This window comes from Arcticibacterium sp. (genome assembly GCF_055134445.1).
Map to the genome: position 1 here is coordinate 17090 of NZ_JBSRVI010000182.1, position 19961 is coordinate 37050.

Here is a 19961-nt window from a genome sequence, read left to right on the forward strand (position 1 = left end):
GGCTTGAAAATCATTGTAACGAATTGGTTGAATAGCCAAGATAATATAAATCGCTACGAAACGTAAATAAGGTCTTATTTATGAATATGGGGAGGTATAATTAAAACTTCGCATACCCTCTTTTTATCTATTTCATAATACTCGCTTGGTTATTTGATTTTAAAAGCGATAAATTTAAGCTAGTGCTAAAGCATATATTCAACCCATAAAAAAGTGAAATGAAATCTATTGAAAAGCTAACTGCCTACGCCGTAATTTTTGCCCTGACCTTTTTCGTCTTCCTTGGCTGTAAAACCACAAAGCCGATTGCCAATCTAGACAAAGCCGACTTTCAGAAATTAGCCTATCAAAATCCTGACCTTAAGGTGGATTTAGGTGTAGGCCTGTGGGCTTGGCCACTTCCTATGGATTTTGATAATGATGGCGACATGGATTTAATCGTTTCCTGCCCCGATAAACCCTCCAATGGAACCTATTTTTTTGAGAATAAATCTAAAAAAAATGGTCATGAAATCGTTTTTGAAAAAGGTAAATTAATTGGGGAAGGATATAAAAACCTTCAGGTTTCTTATGTGAATGGAGAGCCAAAGGTTTTAGCGGAAGGCGTAGAATATCAGAATTTCAAAACGGAGCTTTTTGGGAATTCTAAAAAGATATTTGACAATGAAGTATTAGAAAAAAATCATAAAAAGATTAGATTTAGCCAATGGAAATATGTGGATTATGACGGAGATGGCGACCAAGATTTACTAGCAGGAATAGATGACTGGTCGGATTATGGCTGGGATAATGCATTTGACTCAGAAGGAAATTGGACAAACGGCTCGCTGCGAGGTTTTGTATACTATCTGGAAAACGTCAATGGAAATTATGAAAACAGAGGTAAGATATTAGCGGATAATAAACCGATTGATGTCTACGGAGCTCCCTCTCCAAACATGTATGATTTTGATGGCGATGGCGATTTAGACTTGATATGTGGCGAGTTTCTGGACAGGCTAACTTGGTTTGAAAATGTGGGTTCTCGAAATAAACCTGTTTTTGCCGCAGGAAGATTTCTTACCAATGCTACGGGCTTGATAAAAATGGATTTGGAGATGATTATTCCTACAGCCATAGATTGGGATAAAGATGGAGATATAGACCTTATCATTGGCGATGAAGATGGCCGTGTGGCTTGGGTAGAAAATACGGGTATGGTAAAAGACCACATGCCACAGTTTGAAAGTCCGAAATACTTTCAGCAAAAAGCCGATAACATAAAATTTGGGGCTTTGGTTACGCCGTTCGCCGTGGATTGGGATGATGACGGCGATGAAGACATCATCTGTGGAAATTCTGCTGGTTATATTGGTTTTATAGAAAATCTAGGTGGTAAATGGGCGGAGCCCGTTTATTTAGAATCAAGGGGCAGACCTATTCGTTATTTGGCGGGTGATGGCGGTTCTATTCAAGGGCCGGCAGAAGCGAAATGGGGCTATACCACCCTTTCAGTGGCCGATTGGGATGGCGATGGTTTAAAGGATATTCTTGTGAATTCTATTTGGGGGAGCATAGCATGGCATAAGAATATTGGTTCAAAAGGAAAACCAAGTTTGGCGGAGTCAGAACCCGTGGTGATGGATTGGCACCAAATGGAAGTGCCTAAACCAAAATGGAACTGGTGGACGCCCAAAGCAACAGAATTGGCAACGCAGTGGCGAACGACACCGAATGCCATAGATTGGAACAAGGATGGGCTTATGGATTTGGTGATGCTAGACCATGAAGGATATCTAGCCTATTTTGAACGTTTTAAAGAAGGGGGATTTCTTAAACTAAAACCAGGGAATCGTATTTTTTATGGTGTGGAAGGTGCTGTGTTTACCAATAGAAACAAAGTGGAAAGTACCCAAAATGGCCCTTTAAGATTAAACTCAGCCGAAGCAGGTGGCAGCGGTAGACGGAAATGGTGTTTTGTAGACTGGGATGAAGATGGCGACTTAGACTTAATAGTTAACGGATTAAATGTGGTGCTTTTTGAAAACGTGGGTACAGAAAACGGTAAAGTACAATTAGCTTTTAGAGGCGATTTGTCAAAGCAAATGCTAGCAGGACATACCACCTCACCCACTATGATAAAATTAAATAAAAAGGACAAGCCAAGTTTACTCGTTGGAGCGGAAGATGGTTTTTTGTATGTGTTTGACAGGAAATAGGGACTTGTTCTATATGCAATTCAGAGTCTCTTCGGAGGCTCTGAATTGAAAAAAAACTTTGGAAAATTCGTTGGGAAGCGGAAAATAGACTAATCTAAAACGGTTAAGCTCACTCTCCCTTTAAGTATTTTCGCCAATTATGCTGCTCTTTAAAGCCCAATACCTCACGAATTTTACGATTTGAGAATAGGGCTTCATGCTCTTCTAATTCACCTTGAATAGGTACATTTGGAAAGAACTTTTCGGCTAATGCTTTAGTAGGAATAATGGCTCCATTGTGGTCGTTTCCTGCATTGAAAACCTGATAACCAAGCTTGTCTTTTTGCAAGCATAAATCTACTATCTGCCCTAAATCTCTGGCATCTATATAGCAGAACGCATTTCTTCGTCGGACTTCTGGATTTTTGAAATAATCAGGAAATAGCTCAGCATATTCGTGGGGTTCTATCACGTTTCCTATGCGAAGAGCATAAATATCAAAACCTGACCTACGCTGGAAACTTCTTGCCGTTTTTTCATTGACCACTTTTGATAAACCATAGCTATCCATCGGGTCTACGTCGTAATCTTCTTGTAAGGGCAATACTTTAGGGTCGGTTTCGCCATCTGTAAAACAGATGCCATAGGTGGTTTCTGAGGAAGCAATGATAATCTTTTTGATACCTAGTTTAACAGCAGCTTCTATAACATTATAAGTCCCCATGGTGTTGACCCTAAAAGTTTCATTATCAGGTTTGATAAGAATACGAGGTACAGCCGCAAAATGTACAACCGCATCAAACTTTGGTACGCCAGTACCAGCCTCTAATTCACCTAAGTTAGCATAAGAACTCATGGCATTAAACATCTGTCCAGAATCTGTAATGTCTGCTGTCAGATTATCTACGCCAGGGTAGTTTAAAGGCGTCAAATCTACATTTAAGACGCTGTGCCCTTGTTCTAATAAATAGGGTATCACGTGTTTACCTGCTTTACCTGAGCCGCCTGTAAAAAATATTCTCATGTGTATTAATGCTTTTATTGGGATTCCCTCTCTTACAAAGCTATGTTAGTTCGGAGACATTGCAAGAGGAGAAATTAAGAAACTTAATGTTTCTTTTAATTATTGAAATATCGAGGGTCGAAAGGGTAGGGTTCTGTTTTAATGATTCTAATTTTTGAAAAATTTTGGTGACGTGGGTTTAAGATATAATTGTATTCTCCCTTAACCACTACACTTGGAACTTTGAGAATTGCGTGTGTATTTGATTTAACAAAATCATCTCCAAATTTTTGACTATCTGGTTTAGAAGGTAACGAATTCCATCCTTCAGGTAAATCTTTAGAAGCAATTTCTAGAATTTTTAACGCATCTGGGATTTCTATTTCTACCATGAAATAATCTCTCGGTAAAATGCCCAAAGCAATATGAACCGCGACTTCACTATTTGCTAATGCTCGTGATTGTGCAGTATAAATAACTTCTGTGCCTTTTGAATTCCACCTTTGGCCACTTAAAGAAGCTCCATAGCCAGATAATTCATCTTTATACTTTTTACGACTTAACCTGTAAACTATCATCAGACAAAAACACCATATTCAATTCGGTTTAACTCAGCCATTACGATGTCCTTACCGAATGAAGAGTCTAATAGATCTATTGGTTTATTTTTTCCTAAAGCTAAAGAAGGTGTGTTAAGCCAAATTGTGAAATCTTCTGGCGAATCAAAAACCTCGTTACCTAAATCAACTACTTCTGCCAATTCGAATATTTTTTCACTTTGAATTTGCTTAAATACATGCCCTTCTTCTTTGCGGTATCTTTGAAGTGTACGAATATTGATGTCCAAAAATGCCGACCATTGAATGTCGTTAAATGGTGAATTGGATTTTATTTCGGAAAAAAGTACGGTAGGTACACCTCTTTTAACAGCTTTAGCTACCAATAGCTTATCGCTTAAAAATCTAGAATAAGTAACATCTTTGGGTTTTATACCTTTTCCTCTTTCAAAGTGTTTGATGAATGTTTTTAATTCATTGCTATCACGTTTTAATAATGTTTTTTCCATTTGACTTAAGTTTCAATACTTAAATAACGACAATTGTACTTAAATAAACGACAATTCGACATTAATGTTTCTTGACTTACAATATTGTAAATCTCTATAATAATTCTAAAGAATCGCAGTTCATTCTGAGATGCTATTGAGGGAAAGGGTGACAATAATTCACACTTTCGTTTCTTTCAATGTCGCGAATTTATGCTTCACCATTAAGTAAAGCCTTTGATTCTTTTAATATTTGCTCTGGACTATCATTTGAAAAGCCACTATACTCAGCTCTTTCCAGTTTAGCTCCAATCCAATCTATTTGACGCTGTTGTTTCCTTGCTTGTCTTACCAAGTCATTTATCAATTCACTTTTACTTGAATATTCTTTGCTATCAACCTGACTTTTTAACCATTCATCATTTGGTTGTGTTAAAGAAATGCTTTGTCTTGCCATATTATTAATTTGTTGTGATGTAAATATACACCAAAAGTGCACCAAACTCCAATCCTCTTAAAATTGCACTTTAAGATGTGGAACTGCGTCAGTCCTCAGTAATGTGGAAAAGTAGGCGGCATGTCGAGGCAAATATATATTGATATGAGTTTTCGGATTTAACAAAATACTGTTTGAAGGACAGTCAAAATTCAAGTATAGAATTTTAAATTATGCTTTCAAATGTTAAGAGTTTTGATTGTACAAGTTTATTTTGTGTGTGGTTTTTGACGGTTCGCCGCTGCGGTTCGTTTTTGCCCAAACAAAAATGAATGCCCGACCCTGCTGTCTGCCGATTTATCCGCCGATAGGAGGACAGGCAGGCGGCTAGGTCAGCGAAGAAAACGAGTCAAATGATTTTGGTTTTTAGAATGGAATTCAAACTCTGTAAATGCTTCTTTGGTTAAGGAAGCAGAGTCTATTAGTAGACGATGTTGAGGCAAACCTACTATTCCTCCTTAGGATCCGTATTTCTAAAGTGCAGCGTGTCAAAACTAAAGCTAACTTTAATAATAGCCTTTTCTAATTCCACTATGCCTGCCAATGATTCGTAATCAACCTTTTCTGGGTCGTCGGTGGGTTTATGATAGTCGGGATGTCCACCGGTATGGAAAAACATAACGGGAATGTCTTTTTCGTAAAAAGAAGTTTGGTCAGAACCGCCACGTCCTTCGTAGCCTGTGTAAAATTTTACGTGCTTTTCTTTGTCTATTTGCTCCATCATAGGCTCAAATTCTGGGCTACTGCCATAACCAATAATCGATACGCCTCTTTCAGCATTAAAGCGGCCTATCATGTCCATGTTTAGCATGAAATGAACACTTTTTAAATCGATGGTGGGATGATTTACAAAGTAACGAGAACCAACCAATCCCAACTCTTCTGCACCAAAAGAAATAAATAGAAAGTTGACAGGTTCTACGATTTTGTTCTGACTAAAATACCTCGCCAGTTCTAATAAACCTGCCACACCAGAGGCATTATCGTCGGCACCATTATGGATTTTACCATAAGCAGTGCTGTCCTTTAAACTTCCTTGTTTGCCTTCTCCTATATGGTCATAATGTGCTCCAATAACCATTGTTTTTTGAGCTCCATTATCTAAAAAACCTATGACGTTTTTGGCGGGTCGGATACTATCAGGCACCGCTACTCGTCTTACTTTGGCTTCAAAATCTTGATAATACCTACGAGTGCCTTTAGGTGCTAAGCCATATGCTTTGAAAGTCTTTTTGATATATTTGGCAGCCTTGTTGGCTTCTTTACTTCCTGTTCCACGACCTTTCATCGACTCTTTTGATAGAAAATAGACGTGTTCTTGATACTGCTGTCCAAAAGCATTTGCCGTAAAACATAACAGACAAAAAGCGATAAGTTTGGCTTTCATAAAGCGGGATAAATGTGTTTTTGCAAAAGAAGCAAAAATGAGGCGTAGGCAGAAATCAGTAAGCTCTATTTGTTAGGATTCGCTTTGGGAAACGCTCATGATACTACTCCCTACAGAAGTTATGATTCAAAAAAAAAGAGATACTCAGGGAGGTGAAATGCCTTCGGTGTGATGATTATGCTAAGCTTTTATAAAATCATTAAAGTCATGAATGTTTCCAATAAATGCATTTAAGTCTGTAAAACCAGAAATGCCATTGACTGAGCCTTTCCACGAATACTGTTTTAGTTTCTCGTTATTCCATATTCCTAAATCTGTAGAACGGGTAGTTGGACTGGTATCTGGCTTCGCTATCCATAATCCGTAGGCGTTTATAGAGCTATTTAAGAACTGGGCATAAAAAGAATTGGTATAAATGATTGGAGCAATTCCTGTAGTATCTTCTACAATGGTTAACCATTCTTTGACCCAATTGGTCAGCTGGGTGCTCGTATACAAGCTAGATAAGGAATTAAGCCCTACTTGGTCTTCCAAATCTAAAGCAGGAGGTAATTTCCCTTTTCCAATATAAGGACCAGCCGTATTTATAAAGTTGGTGGCGTCATTTTGTGCGGTATTATTGTCTGGACGAGCAAAATGATAAGCACCCATAACCAATCCGGCTTTAGCACCATTTCTGATATTATCATGGAATTTTGGGTCGATATGTGTCATGCCTTCGGTAGATTTAACATAAGCAAAAGTCTTCCCTTCTTGTGATACTTTTGACCAATCGATGACTCCTTGATGGTGACTAACATCTACTCCCAGTATACGCTGAGCTATTCCGGGGCCTAGATTGGATAAGAAATTATAATCTCTTTTAAACATTTCAATTTTATTATAGTCTATGGATATTTGAGATAGAGAATTCCTTTGGTAAATATTTAGTTTCTAACATTTGGGTCTATAAAATCGGCTTCGGTTTTAAGGGCTTTTAACTTCATATTCATGATTTCAGCTCCAAGTGAATCCGTTTTAGAAATAAGAGATACGGTATAGTATCTATCTGGCTCCATATAAAATTTAACCTTGCTTAAATAGCGTCCTTGAGCTAAATCTTTTCCTTTTCCATCTTTAGTGATTTTTTCTGTCCATATGGAATTAGCTGTAATAGGAAGTACGTTATTGTTGTCTTTTTGAACCATATCTTGGTTAAGTGAAAGCCCGATAATAATGGTGTTCCCATTCAATGAATCCCTATATTCTTCTTCCACACCAACCACTTTTCCTTCTTTATCTATGTCACTAAAAGGGGCTATAGACTGATAATAGGATTGGGGCAAATCATACGACAGTCCAATAATAGGGTCATGGATTAACGGAGCATTTTCATGAATTGTTTCGGCGGTTGTTTTACTATTACTATCGGAATTGCAGCCCAAAAGGCTGCTCACAAATAGTATTATTAGGCATGTTCTAAGGTCTATTTTCATGACTTGAGGAAGGCCAATTTCTTGATGTTAAATCGGTACTGGCTCATAAGTTTTGAGGCTGTTCAGTAGGAGGCTTTAATGACCAAGCCTGTAAGCATAGATCATCGTAATCGTATTCCTATAAACGGTTAGTCTTTTTCAATGATTAAAAACTAAAGGTACAAAAAAATGCTACCATTTAATCAGTATTTGACACTATTAAAGACCATCTATTTTTTGGAAGGAGGCAAACAAAAAATCCCACCCCAATGGGGTAGGATTCTTCGAGTATATAATATATCACTGATGGCAGGTATTTTACGGAGTTCATAAAATAGCTTAAATCCAGAAGCTTTTATTGGGGAATCAAGTAATCTTGAGCTTTAAAAATCTAACAAATCTAATTCCTTTTCCCGCCTCCACCACCTAAGTAGGGATATTGGTCAAATCCTTCATAATCAGGATTTTTGGCTCTAGGATCATTTAAGGCTGTAAGTTTGGCTTGAAGCTTAGAACGTAAACTTTCCAATGTTTTGGCGTAAGCCTTATCATTAATAATGTTGTTCACCTGGTCGGGGTCATTTTTTAAATCGTATAACTCTTCAGCAGGTCTTTTGCCAAAACAGAGCTCATAAGAAAGGCGATGTTCTTGATCTAAATCTTTATTGGCCACGATATAATCTTTGGTAGGGCCGCCGTCACAGTCTGCATACCATTGATTTGGGAAATTGGTTTCCCCTAATTTTCCTGTACCAGCCGGCCATAAATCAGGCTTATAATTACGGATATAAAGAAAATCATCATTCCTATATCCCCGCGAAGGATAACCTCCCATATTGGGCTTCTCCTGAGCAGGCACGTGTCTTTCTCTGCCAAAAACGATGTCGGTGCGATCTATCATTCCAGATTTTTCCGATTTTAAGATATCGACAAAACTCCTGCCAGTCATATCTTCTGGTATTTGAACTCCAGCCGCATCCAGAAGAGTAGGGGCAATGTCTGCAAACGACACATAATCATCTACCGTTCTGCCAGCTTTAATTTCGTTTCCCCATCGCACTGCAAATGGCACTCGCACACCAGAATCGTAAAGGTTTCCTTTGCCACGAGGGAAAGGCATACCATGGTCGCCCGTCATGATAATAATGGTGTTTTCAAGTAGATTGTTTTCTTCTAATTGTTTTATCACAGAACCCACCAAACTGTCCCATCGCTGCACTTCATAATAATAATCTGCCACATCCTTACGTATGACAACAGATGCTGGATAATGTTGATAAAGATGAACTTTGGAAATATCTATGCCACTTTCTTCACCCGTACCCTTTTCATAATCTCGATGTGGGTCTAGCGTTCCCAACCAAAAAAAGAAGGGTGCATCATCGGTTTTTGCTTCTAGGAAGTCTTCAAAGGTACTATACCCTTTATTAGAAGGATGTGAGCCATGACTGGCTATCCAGCTTTCTAAATTACCGGGTCCCCAAGTTTTAGATTCGTTTCGGCCTGTGGTATATCCTTTGTCGGCCAAGAGGTGAATGAAACTTTGATGTTTCTCTGGAAGTGTACTCCATAAGTTAGCTCCAGAACCTAATTCCCAATGGTATTTACCCGTTATAAAGGCATTTCTACTAGGAGTGCAAGAAGGACTTGAAACAAAAGCATGATTAAATAAGACACCTTCTTTGGCAAGCCTATCGAAATTGGGCGTTTTAACGCCTTGGTCTCCGTAAGCACCAGCATGCGGATAACCCCAGTCGTCGGCTAAACAAAAAACAATGTTGGGTGGTTTAACCTGTGCATTTACTAATCCACAGCAAAAGATTAAAAGCAGTACTTGTAGTTTCATGTTATAATTTTAATAGGGTTTGATAATTTAAGGCATTATGATGAAAACTAAGTGCTAAGAACACTTTTTTGATAATGCCATCTATGGCAAAATTTGAACCAATAAATGATCGCAATGAATTAAGCCGTAGCAAAGTGTTTGAAAATTCAAACTTGTAAAATTGATTTATGTTAAATATGGCCGTTAATGTCAGAAGTTTATCTGCACCACTCCCTCACTAAATCAGGATTCAATCCAAAACCGAGACACTTTGGGTCTTAAAAATTAATATGCTAAGTCAGTATCGACAAAGGGCTAATCTTTGGGGATAAAAGCCCTTATGTCTATTTAAACCTTTAAAGTCTTTAAGAGTCAAAGAGCCTTAAAATTTAATTATGAATAGACTTATTACTACTTTATTATTCCTTGTTTTTTCATCCTACGCTTTTGCTCAGGATGTTTTTAAGGTTTCTGGAAAGGTAACCGATTCCAATAACGAAGGCGTTGTGGCTGCCACTGTGCGGTTGACTTCTCCTAGAGACTCCACATTTTTAAGAGCGGCATTTAGCAATGCCAATGGGGAATTTGAAATTAATGAGCTACCCAAAGGTTTTTACCTTTTGAAAATTAGCTCTGTGGGTTTTGTGACTAAAACGGAGCGAGTTCCTTTGATAGATAATGATAAGCTGTTTGAAAACATAATTCTGGAAGAAGATTCAAAACTATTGGGCGAAGTAGAGGTAAAAGCCAAACAAGTGCGGGTAGCCATGAAAGGCGACACCTTACAGTTTAACGCTGATGCTTATAAAGTAAATCCAGATGCTACGGCAGACGATTTGGTGAAAAAGATGCCCGGCATACAATATCAAGATGGCAAACTGCAAGCCCAAGGGGAAGATGTAAAACGCGTCACGGTGGATGGTAGAGAGTTCTTTGGTAATGATGCCAGTGCAGCTCTAAAGAACTTACCAGCAGAAATCATTGACAAAATTGAAGTATTTGACCGATTGAGCGACCAGTCTCAATTTTCGGGTACAGACGACGGTAACACCGAGAAATCGATAAACATTGTTACCAAAAGTGGAAAAAGCAATGGACAGTTTGGAAAAGTATACGCTGGCTATGGTACCGACGATAGATACAATTTGGGTGGAAATGTCAACTATTTCAATGAAGATTTAAGAATCTCCATCATTGGGCTTTCCAATAATATTAATCAAACGAACTTCTCTTCAGACGACTTATTAGGGGTTTTAGGGAGCACTAGCTCTGGAAGAGGTGGAGGTAGGAGAGGCGGCGGACGTGGTGGCTCTTCGGTAGGGGCTAACTCCAGCGACTTTCTGGTGAATGGGCAAAGTGGCATTACCAATACAAATGCTTTAGGTTTTAACCTCACAGATAACTGGAGTGAAAAAGTAAAGGTTAACATGAGTTATTTCTATAATCAGACGGATAATAACTCCATCGATACTTTAAAACAAACAACGTTTTTGGGTGAAAACGTAAGCCAAGATTATCTTGAATATCATGCTGGGAATAAGCAAAATCTAAATCACAGGGTTAACCTGAGGATGCAATACGACATTGATAAGGAAAATTCCTTGATTTTTACGCCAGTACTTAGTTTTCAAAATGCCGACATAAGCGATTATGTGGACGGTAGAACAGACATTGTAAACGAGCTCTTGAATCACACCATAACCTCTACAAATAGTAATAATGATGGCTATTCGCTAAAATTCAATCTGCTTTATCGTCATAGATTTGCAAAGCCAGGACAAACTTTTTCCATTGGTGTAGGAAATAATAGGTCGAGCCAAGACTATCAATCCGCATTATTATCAGAAGACCAGTTAAGTGTCAATGATTTGAACCTCAATCAGGAGTCGAGTAAAGTAGTTTTAAATAATTCATACGACATCAGAGCCGACTATTCTCAGCCACTTAGTGAAAGAAGTAGCTTGCGTTTTTCTTATAAAACAGACTGGGCAGATAATGAGTCGGACCAATCAACATATGACTTTAATCCTGAGACGGGGACTTTCAATAACTTAAATGAGAATTTGAGTAATAGCTTTTTGAACCAGTACAATACCCAAACTATGAGTGCTGGCTATAGATACAATAAAGGGCGAGATTTTATGTTTTTTGCCAATCTGAATTATCAAATAGCCAACTTGGATGGCGAACAACTGTTTCCGCAGACCTTGAATACGAGCAGAAGTTTTAAAAACGTTTTGCCTTTTGCCATGCTGAGGTATTCTTTGAGCAAAGAAAAAAGCATTCGGGTTTATTATAGAACCTCTACCAATGCACCCAGCATTACGCAGCTACAAAATGTGGTGGACAACAGCAATCCATTGCAGCTATCGGCTGGAAATCCCAACTTAGACCAGGAGAACAATTACAGCTTAACGTTCCGTTATAACAGTGCCAATATAGAGAAAGGAAGCACTTTCTATGCTTATTTGGTGGGTAGCTATACCTTAGATAACATTTCTAATATTAGCACCATTGCACTAAAAGATACCGTTTATAATGGCATTCCGCTGCTAAGGGGTGCCTCGCTTAGTTTGCCACGGAACTACGGAAACAGTCAGTCTTACCGCTCTTTTATAACCTATGGTTTTCCGCTTACAAGCCTAAAATCAAACCTCAATCTTAACTTTGGTGTAAACCATTCTATTACGCCGGGTTTAGTAAATGACTTAGAAAACATTGCCCAAAACACGGGATTGACCTTAGGTGCTGTTTTGGGTAGCAATATCTCTGAGCAAGTGGATTTTACACTTTCCTATAATGGCGGTTACAACATTATTGAGAATACGTTGCAGCAAGACCTCAATAGCAACTATTACACGCAAAACATTGGTTTAGCTCTGAATTTATTAAGTAAAAGTGGCTTCTTATTTAATGTAAAAGGCACCAACACCTATTTAGCGGGTATAGAAGGTTTTGAACAAAACTTCACCTTATTATCTGCAAAAGCAGCCTATAAGTTTATGAAAAAAGACCAAGCCGAATTGAGTTTGTCTGCCTTTGATGTGCTTGGACAAAACAACAGCATTTCCAGAGAAATTACCGCAGCCTATGTGGCGGATAATAAATCCTTGGTTTTGAGTCGTTTTTACATGCTGAACTTCACCTACACCATTCGGAATTTTAGACCTGCTAAAGTTAAGAGGTAGCAATGCTTTATTTTTGATTTTTTATCACCAGACCACTGCTTTGAGTATCGGTCTGGTGATTTTTTTTTAGAATCACTAACGCTAGTCTGTCCTCCTATCGGCGGATAAATAGGCAGACCGGGAGACTTTGAGCAGCTAAAATAAATTGGCCTTCGGAGTCAATTTCGAGACGAAGTAAATCGGAAATTATACGCAATAGTTTCTTTAAAAGCGTATATTGGGTAATGAAATTCACATTTTCGGCTACAGCGACCCTCCTTAGTATAATTGTATTGACCTTTTTGCAATCATGCGATAGTCCTTCAAGAAAGAAACTCCCAGAAAATTTTGATTACTATGCTTTTAAAGATTCCATAAAGGCAGAAAAGCTTGATACTGCTGGACCGGGTTTTGAAACTAATATTTTTGAAAGTACGCTACTTACTCCGGACAAAGATTCCATCAATGCCTTGTTGATACAAATTGATAATGCATGGCACAGAGAAATGGCCATGGTGGAGCAAGTGGACAGTTTGCGTAAAATTTGGAAAAAAATGGAGACTCATACGCCAGAAGAACTCCTCTTATTAAAAGAAAACACACAAATCCTTGATTCCTTTCTAACAAGCAAAAAAGACCCTGAAAATATTCCTTGCAGTGAAACCGGTTGCCTCATATATGCCCATATCGTAAAGTCTACTCAGACCCTTTATTTATATCTTGATGCCGTATTAATAGACAGCTTCTCGGTTTCTACCGGCATAGGCAAGTACGATACACCAACATTGAATGTAAGAGCTGCAGGACCAATATTTAAAAGATATACCTCTAAAAAATTCCCTGGAGGAAACTACGAGGGGCTTGGCAATATGCCTTATGCCGTTTTTATTAAAGGTGGATATGCCGTTCATGGAACCACAACGGGGAACTTTGCAAAGTTGGGAACAAAGGCATCACATGGTTGTGTAAGACTTCACCCTATGAATGCTAAAATATTTTATGAATTAGTTAATCTGATTGGGATTAGTCATACTTGGATATCCATTACCGACACCTAAGCATATAATTTTTTGCCACCAGACGCATGGAATGTTAGTGGATGAGGCTTTTATAAGCACTCCAATACTGCAAGCATCGGAGTGGTGAGTCTGAGCAGCTATTTTGCCATAGTAATGCTGCGTCTATTTTGAGACGCTGCAAGGGGAAAACAAATCCTTGGTTTTGAGTCGTTTTTATATGCTGAACTTCACCTATACCATTCGCAATTTTAGACCAGCGAAGGTTAAGGGGTAGAGATGTTTTATACTATTTTTTTATCAGCATACTGATGCTATAAGCATCGGATTGGTACTAAGAGGTTTTTTAGAGTCTATAAGAGCGGTAATGTTTAATTTCTCCTTCCCAAATACCTTCGGTTTGAACTGTTCGGGATTTCCAACTAGTTGCTTCATATTTGTTCCCGTGGAGAGTTTGAATAGGGAATTATTCTCTTAAATTAATCATTGCCTTGAGTCTAGAATTTAGACTTATTAACTTTTATATATTTCTCTGTATTCATTCTATTTACTCCGGCTTCTTCCACAATTTCAACACCACTTTGTATTAAGGTGTCGTTTCTGATTACTAGTGTAAAATGAAAGTCATTTCCTTCCCATTGTCTATCCGAGCAGTACTCAAGATTCTCCGTGTATTTGTTTCCTTCCAATTCATAAGTTCCTCCACCAGAAGAATATACTGCTGTACTATCTTTTCCTTTGGATAAATCGTGTAAGAGGAAAGCGAAATGTGACTTATTAATAATTTTTATGAACGAGGTGTTCTGGTCGTATTTTGTAACTGTTCTAACTCCATTCTCTTCAAGAGTCGCTTCAAAAAGTTTCCAAGTTCCTTCAATTTCTAGGCTGCTAATATCAACAGCAGGACTACATGAAACAAGAGTAACCATCAACAGGAATAGTACTTTTTTCATTGGTTAAGTAATTTTTTATTTGATGCTATGTTTTTAAACTTCTTAAAGGTAAAAACGGATTTGTAGCGAGCAAAAATCAAGAATTATATTCATAATAATAAGCTTTTCCCTAGGAAGAGCCTCCCCAAGAGGAAGTGGCTTTATCCTTAGGCAGGGTATTCAAAGGTCTTAGAATACGCTGCAAAGGGCAATTCTGTCAATTCTTTTTCCAAGTTCAAGTCAGCTTAAAAACTATCACAATTACAAGTGCTTATGGCTGTGTTCTCCGCTATGTTCCAGCCAAAACTTGCAGATTCTAGCTCTTGACCTATTTCGCTTCTTTCGTAAGAGCAATAGCATGCACTCCCGTAATTAATACCAACGCTCTCGGTTGTTTCTGTTCCACCAGAGCTAACATTAAAAGAATTAATGATACAATCTTCATAGCGAACTTTATGATCTATAACATAGCGGTTGTCAATCATTCTTAAGAAAAACACTTCAACGTAAGCTATATGCCTGCCATCGGCTACAAATGACCTAATTCGGGTAGAATTAATATCAGATAACCTTGAGAAAGAGAGGTCCTGGAAATTAGATTTACCCGCTCCACTGCCACCGCCTAGATGAGTTGTAGATGAGTTTGATAGGCCATTAGATAAACTTAACACGTTTAAACCATCCGTAATGCCATCGCCATGAGCTGGCCCCTTTATTCCTGATGAAGGGGCAAATTCTATCACTAAGGCCGACAGCCCACTTTCCATTGCTGGGTTTCGAAGGTATGCTGTGGTTTGGATGGTTCCGTCGGGGAATTTAACACCACCGCTGCTGGAGAATATAATGCCATTCACTTCTAGCTCAGGAGGAGCCTCCATAGAAATATCTTGGGCAATCAATGTAAAAGGAGCAGCTAAAAGTAAGGCAATGAGGAACTGAATAGTTTTTATTTTCATGGTATTATTTTTTTTAGACTTGTGAAGATAGGGATTATAGTCCCCGATCTAAAATTCCATGAAATCAAATGGGCATAAGGTGATCAATGTGTTTTTTAAGGCTAAAACACGGTAAAAGCCAGAGGCTTTTTATCTCAACACACCGACGCTGTAAGCATCGGAGAGCGGAGTCCCAGCAGAGACCTTTGGACTTAAAGAACTCTGTAAAGGGAAATGTTAGAATAAACAAGAAAGTGTTCCTATCTAACAAAATACTATTTGAAGTACGATGAAAATTCACTCTCCTTAGCCTCTCCTACTAGTCATTAAGATATCAATTTTGAATGTACAAGCTTATTTTGTTGATGGTTTTTGCTTCGGTCCGACGTCTCGGGTTTTTGCCTTAACAAAAAGTAGGTGGGCACGCCTAGTGTTGACCGGCGAGGTCAGCGAAGAAACAAGATTTTATCGTTGATTTGTTTCGTTCTTTAGTTCGTCAGCTTGTTTTTGCCCCAACAAAAAGGAGGTAGGCACGCCTAGGCCTGACCAGCGAGGTCAGCGAAGAAACAGGGTTTTATCGTTGATTAATTTCGCTCTTTTAATAGAATATCAAAAAACAGGTTTACTTTTTTCTCGGTTATTCCAAACAGCCATAAACTGTCCATGAGCCATGCGTCTGGAGGCTTCCTTTGCCAATTCACCTACAAATAGCTTGTCTATGGTTTGGAACCAAAGCTCAAGCCATTTGCCAAAGTGCTCCTGCTGGATGCCATGGGGCAAATTCTGGTCTACATTAAAATGCTTTAAAGTGGGGTTTCCTTTAAATTTAGCTATCCCAAAAAGATTGGTTTCCCAGAAGTCCGTTAGTGTTTCTAAATGCTTTGGCCACTGCCATATGTTTATTGAAAATGGGCCCAAGAAAGGGCTCTTTCCTTATGAAAATGTATTTACCAAGAAGGCAATATCTGCTCTGGATGCTATTTCTTTCGTTATGCTTTTTGGTCAGATGCCTCAATTACTTTTTCTACCCTAGCCACATCGTCAGACTTTGATAATGTAAGACGTACCACACTATCCTGAATAGCACTTAAATCGTGAGGGACATTGGCATCTAAAGTTAAAACATCGCCTTCTTTTATGCTGTGCACTGTATTTTCTACGCCAAAATCAATTTCACCTTTGAGCAAATGAACCACAATAGGAAATTTAGTTTGGTGTTGTTTCATCACCTGTCCAGCTTTCAAAAGTATACGTATTTCTTTTGAGAAAGACGTTTCTAAAATTACTTTGGTTTTGATTTTATCTCCAAAAATCAAGTCTTCTTGGAATGATGTTAGTAGCATATTATTAGTTTTCTTTTTGTAAAGAAACAAAGGAATCCGATGGCTAAATATGACCACTGTCATGGTGGAGCCTTGAGGGCTGGTTTAGGGATACTTTTAAGTCCTTGAGTTATTCCTAAACGTTATTCACTTTTTATAAGTGTGGATTCCCAAACGCCTGCCTGTCCTCCTATCGGCGGATAAATCGGCAGAAAGGGAGACTTTGTAAGGGGAAAGGCGTCGAGGAGCGAGCTATTCATTTTTTATCGTTTTCCAAAATTGTCTAATCTTGATTGTTTTGGGTTCGTCAAGATTGATTAGACCTAAACCTGAATCAAGGCGGTTAATTTCATTAATTAATTTATGTTCACTCCTAGGTGTACCGATGAACGTTTTTATCATTTTCGGGTCTTTGTTTTGGACGTTTAAGCAGATTGGTAATTTTACCTGCGAAGCAAAATCAAAGTCTTTAGTTTTATAATCTTCAACACCCTGTGAAAGCATTACAACAATCACTCCTTTTGAACGTAAAAGCCTTAATAAGTCTTCTAATGCTTTTCTTGCATTTTTATTTTTTAAGTAAATATGAGCTTCGTCAATAACAATCACATATCTCAACGGTATAATATTATCCTTCGGTTCAGCATCATTTGCAGAACTAAAAAAGAAATTAAAATATCTTAATAGAAGAAATACACACAATTGCCTTAAAGTATCAGATAAAGTTGGTGGCAAATTCAGATAAATGCTCTTCTCAATAATGTTTTCTGAAATATCATCCGAGAAAAGGCCACTTGATAGGTCTTTAATTGCGGCCAATAAAGTGTCAGGTTTTGTTTTACTAACCTCATAATATTCTTCAAGTGCATTAGAAAGCTCTGTCAGGTTTGGACAAGTGTTTCCTTTGTCCTCAATTAAATCAGTAATTACTGTTTGTAAGATATGCTTCTGTGAAGTTCCCATTTGCGGAACAAAAGTGCCTATTGTATCTACAAAGGCTTTAATACTGAACGTTTTTTGCCTTTCACCGTCGCTTATATTTATAGATACTAAAGGGTTGAAATTAAACCCATCATTCAAAATGTCAATAAACTCACAATTTGTTTTATCCAAAAATGGCTTCAACTGAGACGCATTCCCTTCTCCTTTGTAATCAAAGAAAATATATTTAAGCTGATTTTTAGTTTTGCTAGAAATCTGATATAAAACATCTTTAATCAATTGAGTTTTACCAGAACCTGCCATACCAGCTATGGCAATATTTCTATTATCAAATTCTGTTAAATCGTTAATTTTTATCTCAATTTGCTCATTCTCTTCTGTGGTGCCAAGTATAAATGATAATGGTTCTGAGTATTCTTTTACTATTGTTTGTTTTTGAGTGTTCACAATAGAAGCAGAACTTGATTGTAAGTCAAGACCATTCTTCATAAGCTTCATTAAAAGCGAAATATGACCACCAACCGTAAAGTCTGTTTTGGAAAGTATTTTATAAATTTCTGTTAGACCATGGTCAAGATGAAGTTTAAACAATTTAGTAAAATCTTCCTCATAAAGAGATTGATTATAGTGCTTGTCTAATATTGCTTTAAATATGGGGTAATTTGAACGACCTTCAACGATTGTACCAAATAAACCTCGGTCATCCCTAAAATCTCTTCCATCAGAGCTAGGAGCAACATCTATATTAACATCAAAATGTTTATTTGTCTGAAGACTATACGAAAATGCCAATCTCGGAGCAACACCTTCTGAATTGAATTTGTAAATCGACTTTATTTTGTCGATAACTTCATCATTATATTTACTAATTCTTATTCTCATAGCTTTGGAAATAACCTGGTTTAAAGTAAGATTTCTTATTGTCGTTTACAATCAAATATGATTTAGAAACCTTATCTGAGATTGATTTGTAACGGCGAGGTGTTATCTCGTTGTTTGTAGCCAATAAAACAACTTGACTAGATAAATCAGGATAATAATTATTTAATATATTTTCAATATGTTCATGGTCTAATCTACCCAATGGTGTATCAATAAAAATTGGAAAATTCTGAATTGACTCGCTTAGAATTGCTTTAATTAAGCAGGATATATAAATCTGCTTTTCACCTGTTGAGAAGCTTTCTTTGGGGATTTCATTACCGTCTATATCTAAAATTGAAACTTTAAGACCCTTTCCGTCAGGGAGTATGTCAATTCTTGAATCTTCAATAAAGCTTGCATCATTATGCTGCATTTTATGCATCAATTTTTGAAGTTCCGATAAAAGATTATTGGCTAAAGCTTCTTTTTTAGACCGTTTTTGATTATCAATAAATGTTTGTAATGAATCAATATACTTCTTCGCTTTTGCAATCTTGTTTTTAATCAATTGATTTCCGCTACTTTTTTGAAGTAAAATATTGTATTGTTGATTTAACCGCACATTATCTTTTAATAACTTCTCTTTTTGATTTTCAAGGGCTCCATTCTCAGCAATAATCTTTTCTAAATTTCTATCCGCTTCGTCTTTTAAGGTTACCATCTCTAAAATTGTTTCATCCTCTAAATCGGAATCAATCATTTTAATTTGCTTGTCTATCGCTGTAATTGCTAATTGAACAGTATTAAACTCCGATATAGTTGACTCAAACAATTCCTTTGATTGTTGTTGTAAAATCTGTGCTGTTTTAAATATTAGTTCTTTATCAGCATTATTTAAGTCAAGCTCAAAGTCAGTTCTATTATCGTAATCTTTTACTTCAAATAGTTCGCTTAATAAACTATTTGCTTTGTTCGCGTAAAATATTTTATTTTTAAACGACATTGAACCATCTTCAGGTTCAGGAGGCTGGTTAAACAGTTTCTCAGTGAAGCTATCAAATTTTTTCTTTATTGCTTCGCTATTTTCAATTTGGGAAATTGATTTTTCTTGTAAATCAAGATGCTCAAGCACTTCTTCTATTTTTCCACCAAGCATTGCTAAAGGGGCCAATTCGCTTAACTCATTGAATCTTTTTTCAAGTTCTTCTTTTTTGCCATGCAATATTGTTAGTTCATTAAATAAATCATCTCGGTTTAATGAATTTGTTTCCTTGCGACTATTTTTATTAAGAAAGATTTGGTATTCCTTGATTTTATCTTTCAACTCTTTAATATTAGTTTCATTAAGGGCTGACTTTAGATCAATATTTTCAATCTTACCTTTATTTAATTCTAG

At 37.3% G+C, this 19961-nt stretch carries 17 protein-coding genes; 3 read left to right on the forward strand and 14 right to left on the reverse strand.

Annotated features, from left to right (window positions below; genetic code table 11):
• Window positions 1-218: 218 nt before the first annotated feature.
• Window positions 219-2198 carry a VCBS repeat-containing protein gene (locus ACTBZY_RS24055; RefSeq protein ID WP_463048953.1) on the forward strand — a complete coding sequence of 660 codons (1980 nt, stop codon included), beginning with the start codon at window positions 219-221 and terminating at the stop codon, window positions 2196-2198.
• A 109-nt stretch (window positions 2199-2307) separates the two neighbouring features.
• On the opposite strand, the gene ACTBZY_RS24060 is transcribed toward ACTBZY_RS24055, so the two are convergent.
• The 8 genes from ACTBZY_RS24060 to ACTBZY_RS24095 all read right to left on the reverse strand — a co-directional run bounded on the left by ACTBZY_RS24060 (window position 2308) and on the right by ACTBZY_RS24095 (window position 9408).
• Window positions 2308-3201, reverse strand: a complete 894-nt coding sequence (locus ACTBZY_RS24060; protein WP_463048954.1) for an NAD-dependent epimerase/dehydratase family protein — start codon at window positions 3199-3201, stop codon at window positions 2308-2310.
• Window positions 3202-3296: 95 nt separating this feature from the next.
• Complete coding sequence (locus ACTBZY_RS24065) at window positions 3297-3758, reverse strand: RES family NAD+ phosphorylase (RefSeq protein WP_463048955.1); 462 nt, start codon at window positions 3756-3758, stop codon at window positions 3297-3299.
• Window positions 3758-4246, reverse strand: a complete 489-nt coding sequence (gene parS, locus ACTBZY_RS24070; protein ID WP_463048956.1) for a type II RES/Xre toxin-antitoxin system antitoxin — start codon at window positions 4244-4246, stop codon at window positions 3758-3760. Before parS ends, ACTBZY_RS24065 begins: the two co-directional genes overlap by 1 nt.
• A gap of 190 nt (window positions 4247-4436) precedes the next feature.
• Window positions 4437-4682, reverse strand: a complete 246-nt coding sequence (locus tag ACTBZY_RS24075; RefSeq protein ID WP_463048957.1) for a ribbon-helix-helix domain-containing protein — start codon at window positions 4680-4682, stop codon at window positions 4437-4439.
• 487 nt (window positions 4683-5169) lie between these two features.
• Window positions 5170-6108: a M20/M25/M40 family metallo-hydrolase gene (locus ACTBZY_RS24080; protein WP_463048958.1), complete on the reverse strand. Its 939-nt coding sequence runs from the start codon at window positions 6106-6108 to the stop codon at window positions 5170-5172.
• A gap of 180 nt (window positions 6109-6288) precedes the next feature.
• A complete protein-coding gene (locus ACTBZY_RS24085; RefSeq protein WP_463048959.1) occupies window positions 6289-6978 on the reverse strand; it encodes a glycoside hydrolase family 25 protein in 690 nt (229 codons plus the stop codon).
• 56 nt (window positions 6979-7034) lie between these two features.
• Entirely contained in the window at window positions 7035-7583 is a 549-nt protein-coding gene (locus ACTBZY_RS24090; protein WP_463048960.1) for a hypothetical protein, read from the reverse strand.
• Between the two features lie 379 nt (window positions 7584-7962).
• Window positions 7963-9408 (reverse strand): sulfatase family protein, encoded by a 1446-nt coding sequence (locus ACTBZY_RS24095; protein ID WP_463048961.1) that lies wholly within the window; start codon window positions 9406-9408, stop codon window positions 7963-7965.
• A gap of 374 nt (window positions 9409-9782) precedes the next feature.
• Here ACTBZY_RS24095 and ACTBZY_RS24100 point away from each other — a divergent pair, with 374 nt between their 5' ends.
• Both ACTBZY_RS24100 and ACTBZY_RS24105 read left to right on the forward strand, forming a co-directional pair.
• On the forward strand, window positions 9783-12575 hold the full coding sequence (locus ACTBZY_RS24100) for an outer membrane beta-barrel protein (RefSeq protein ID WP_463048962.1): 2793 nt from the start codon (window positions 9783-9785) through the stop codon (window positions 12573-12575).
• 224 nt (window positions 12576-12799) lie between these two features.
• A complete protein-coding gene (locus ACTBZY_RS24105; RefSeq protein WP_463048963.1) occupies window positions 12800-13612 on the forward strand; it encodes a L,D-transpeptidase in 813 nt (270 codons plus the stop codon).
• A gap of 455 nt (window positions 13613-14067) precedes the next feature.
• On the opposite strand, the gene ACTBZY_RS24110 is transcribed toward ACTBZY_RS24105, so the two are convergent.
• From ACTBZY_RS24110 to ACTBZY_RS24135, 6 genes are all read right to left on the reverse strand, one after another.
• On the reverse strand, window positions 14068-14523 hold the full coding sequence (locus ACTBZY_RS24110; protein WP_463048964.1) for a hypothetical protein: 456 nt from the start codon (window positions 14521-14523) through the stop codon (window positions 14068-14070).
• A gap of 224 nt (window positions 14524-14747) precedes the next feature.
• Window positions 14748-15458, reverse strand: a complete 711-nt coding sequence (locus ACTBZY_RS24115; protein ID WP_463048965.1) for a type VI secretion system tube protein Hcp — start codon at window positions 15456-15458, stop codon at window positions 14748-14750.
• A 588-nt stretch (window positions 15459-16046) separates the two neighbouring features.
• Window positions 16047-16355 (reverse strand): group III truncated hemoglobin, encoded by a 309-nt coding sequence (locus ACTBZY_RS24120; RefSeq protein WP_463048966.1) that lies wholly within the window; start codon window positions 16353-16355, stop codon window positions 16047-16049.
• Between the two features lie 71 nt (window positions 16356-16426).
• A complete protein-coding gene (locus tag ACTBZY_RS24125; RefSeq protein ID WP_463048967.1) occupies window positions 16427-16780 on the reverse strand; it encodes a cupin domain-containing protein in 354 nt (117 codons plus the stop codon).
• Window positions 16781-17011: 231 nt separating this feature from the next.
• A complete protein-coding gene (locus ACTBZY_RS24130; protein ID WP_463048968.1) occupies window positions 17012-18583 on the reverse strand; it encodes a DndE family protein in 1572 nt (523 codons plus the stop codon).
• Window positions 18567-19961 (reverse strand): hypothetical protein (locus ACTBZY_RS24135; RefSeq protein WP_463048969.1); only part of this gene is annotated, 1395 nt, incomplete at its 5' end. The genes ACTBZY_RS24130 and ACTBZY_RS24135, both read right to left, overlap by 17 nt.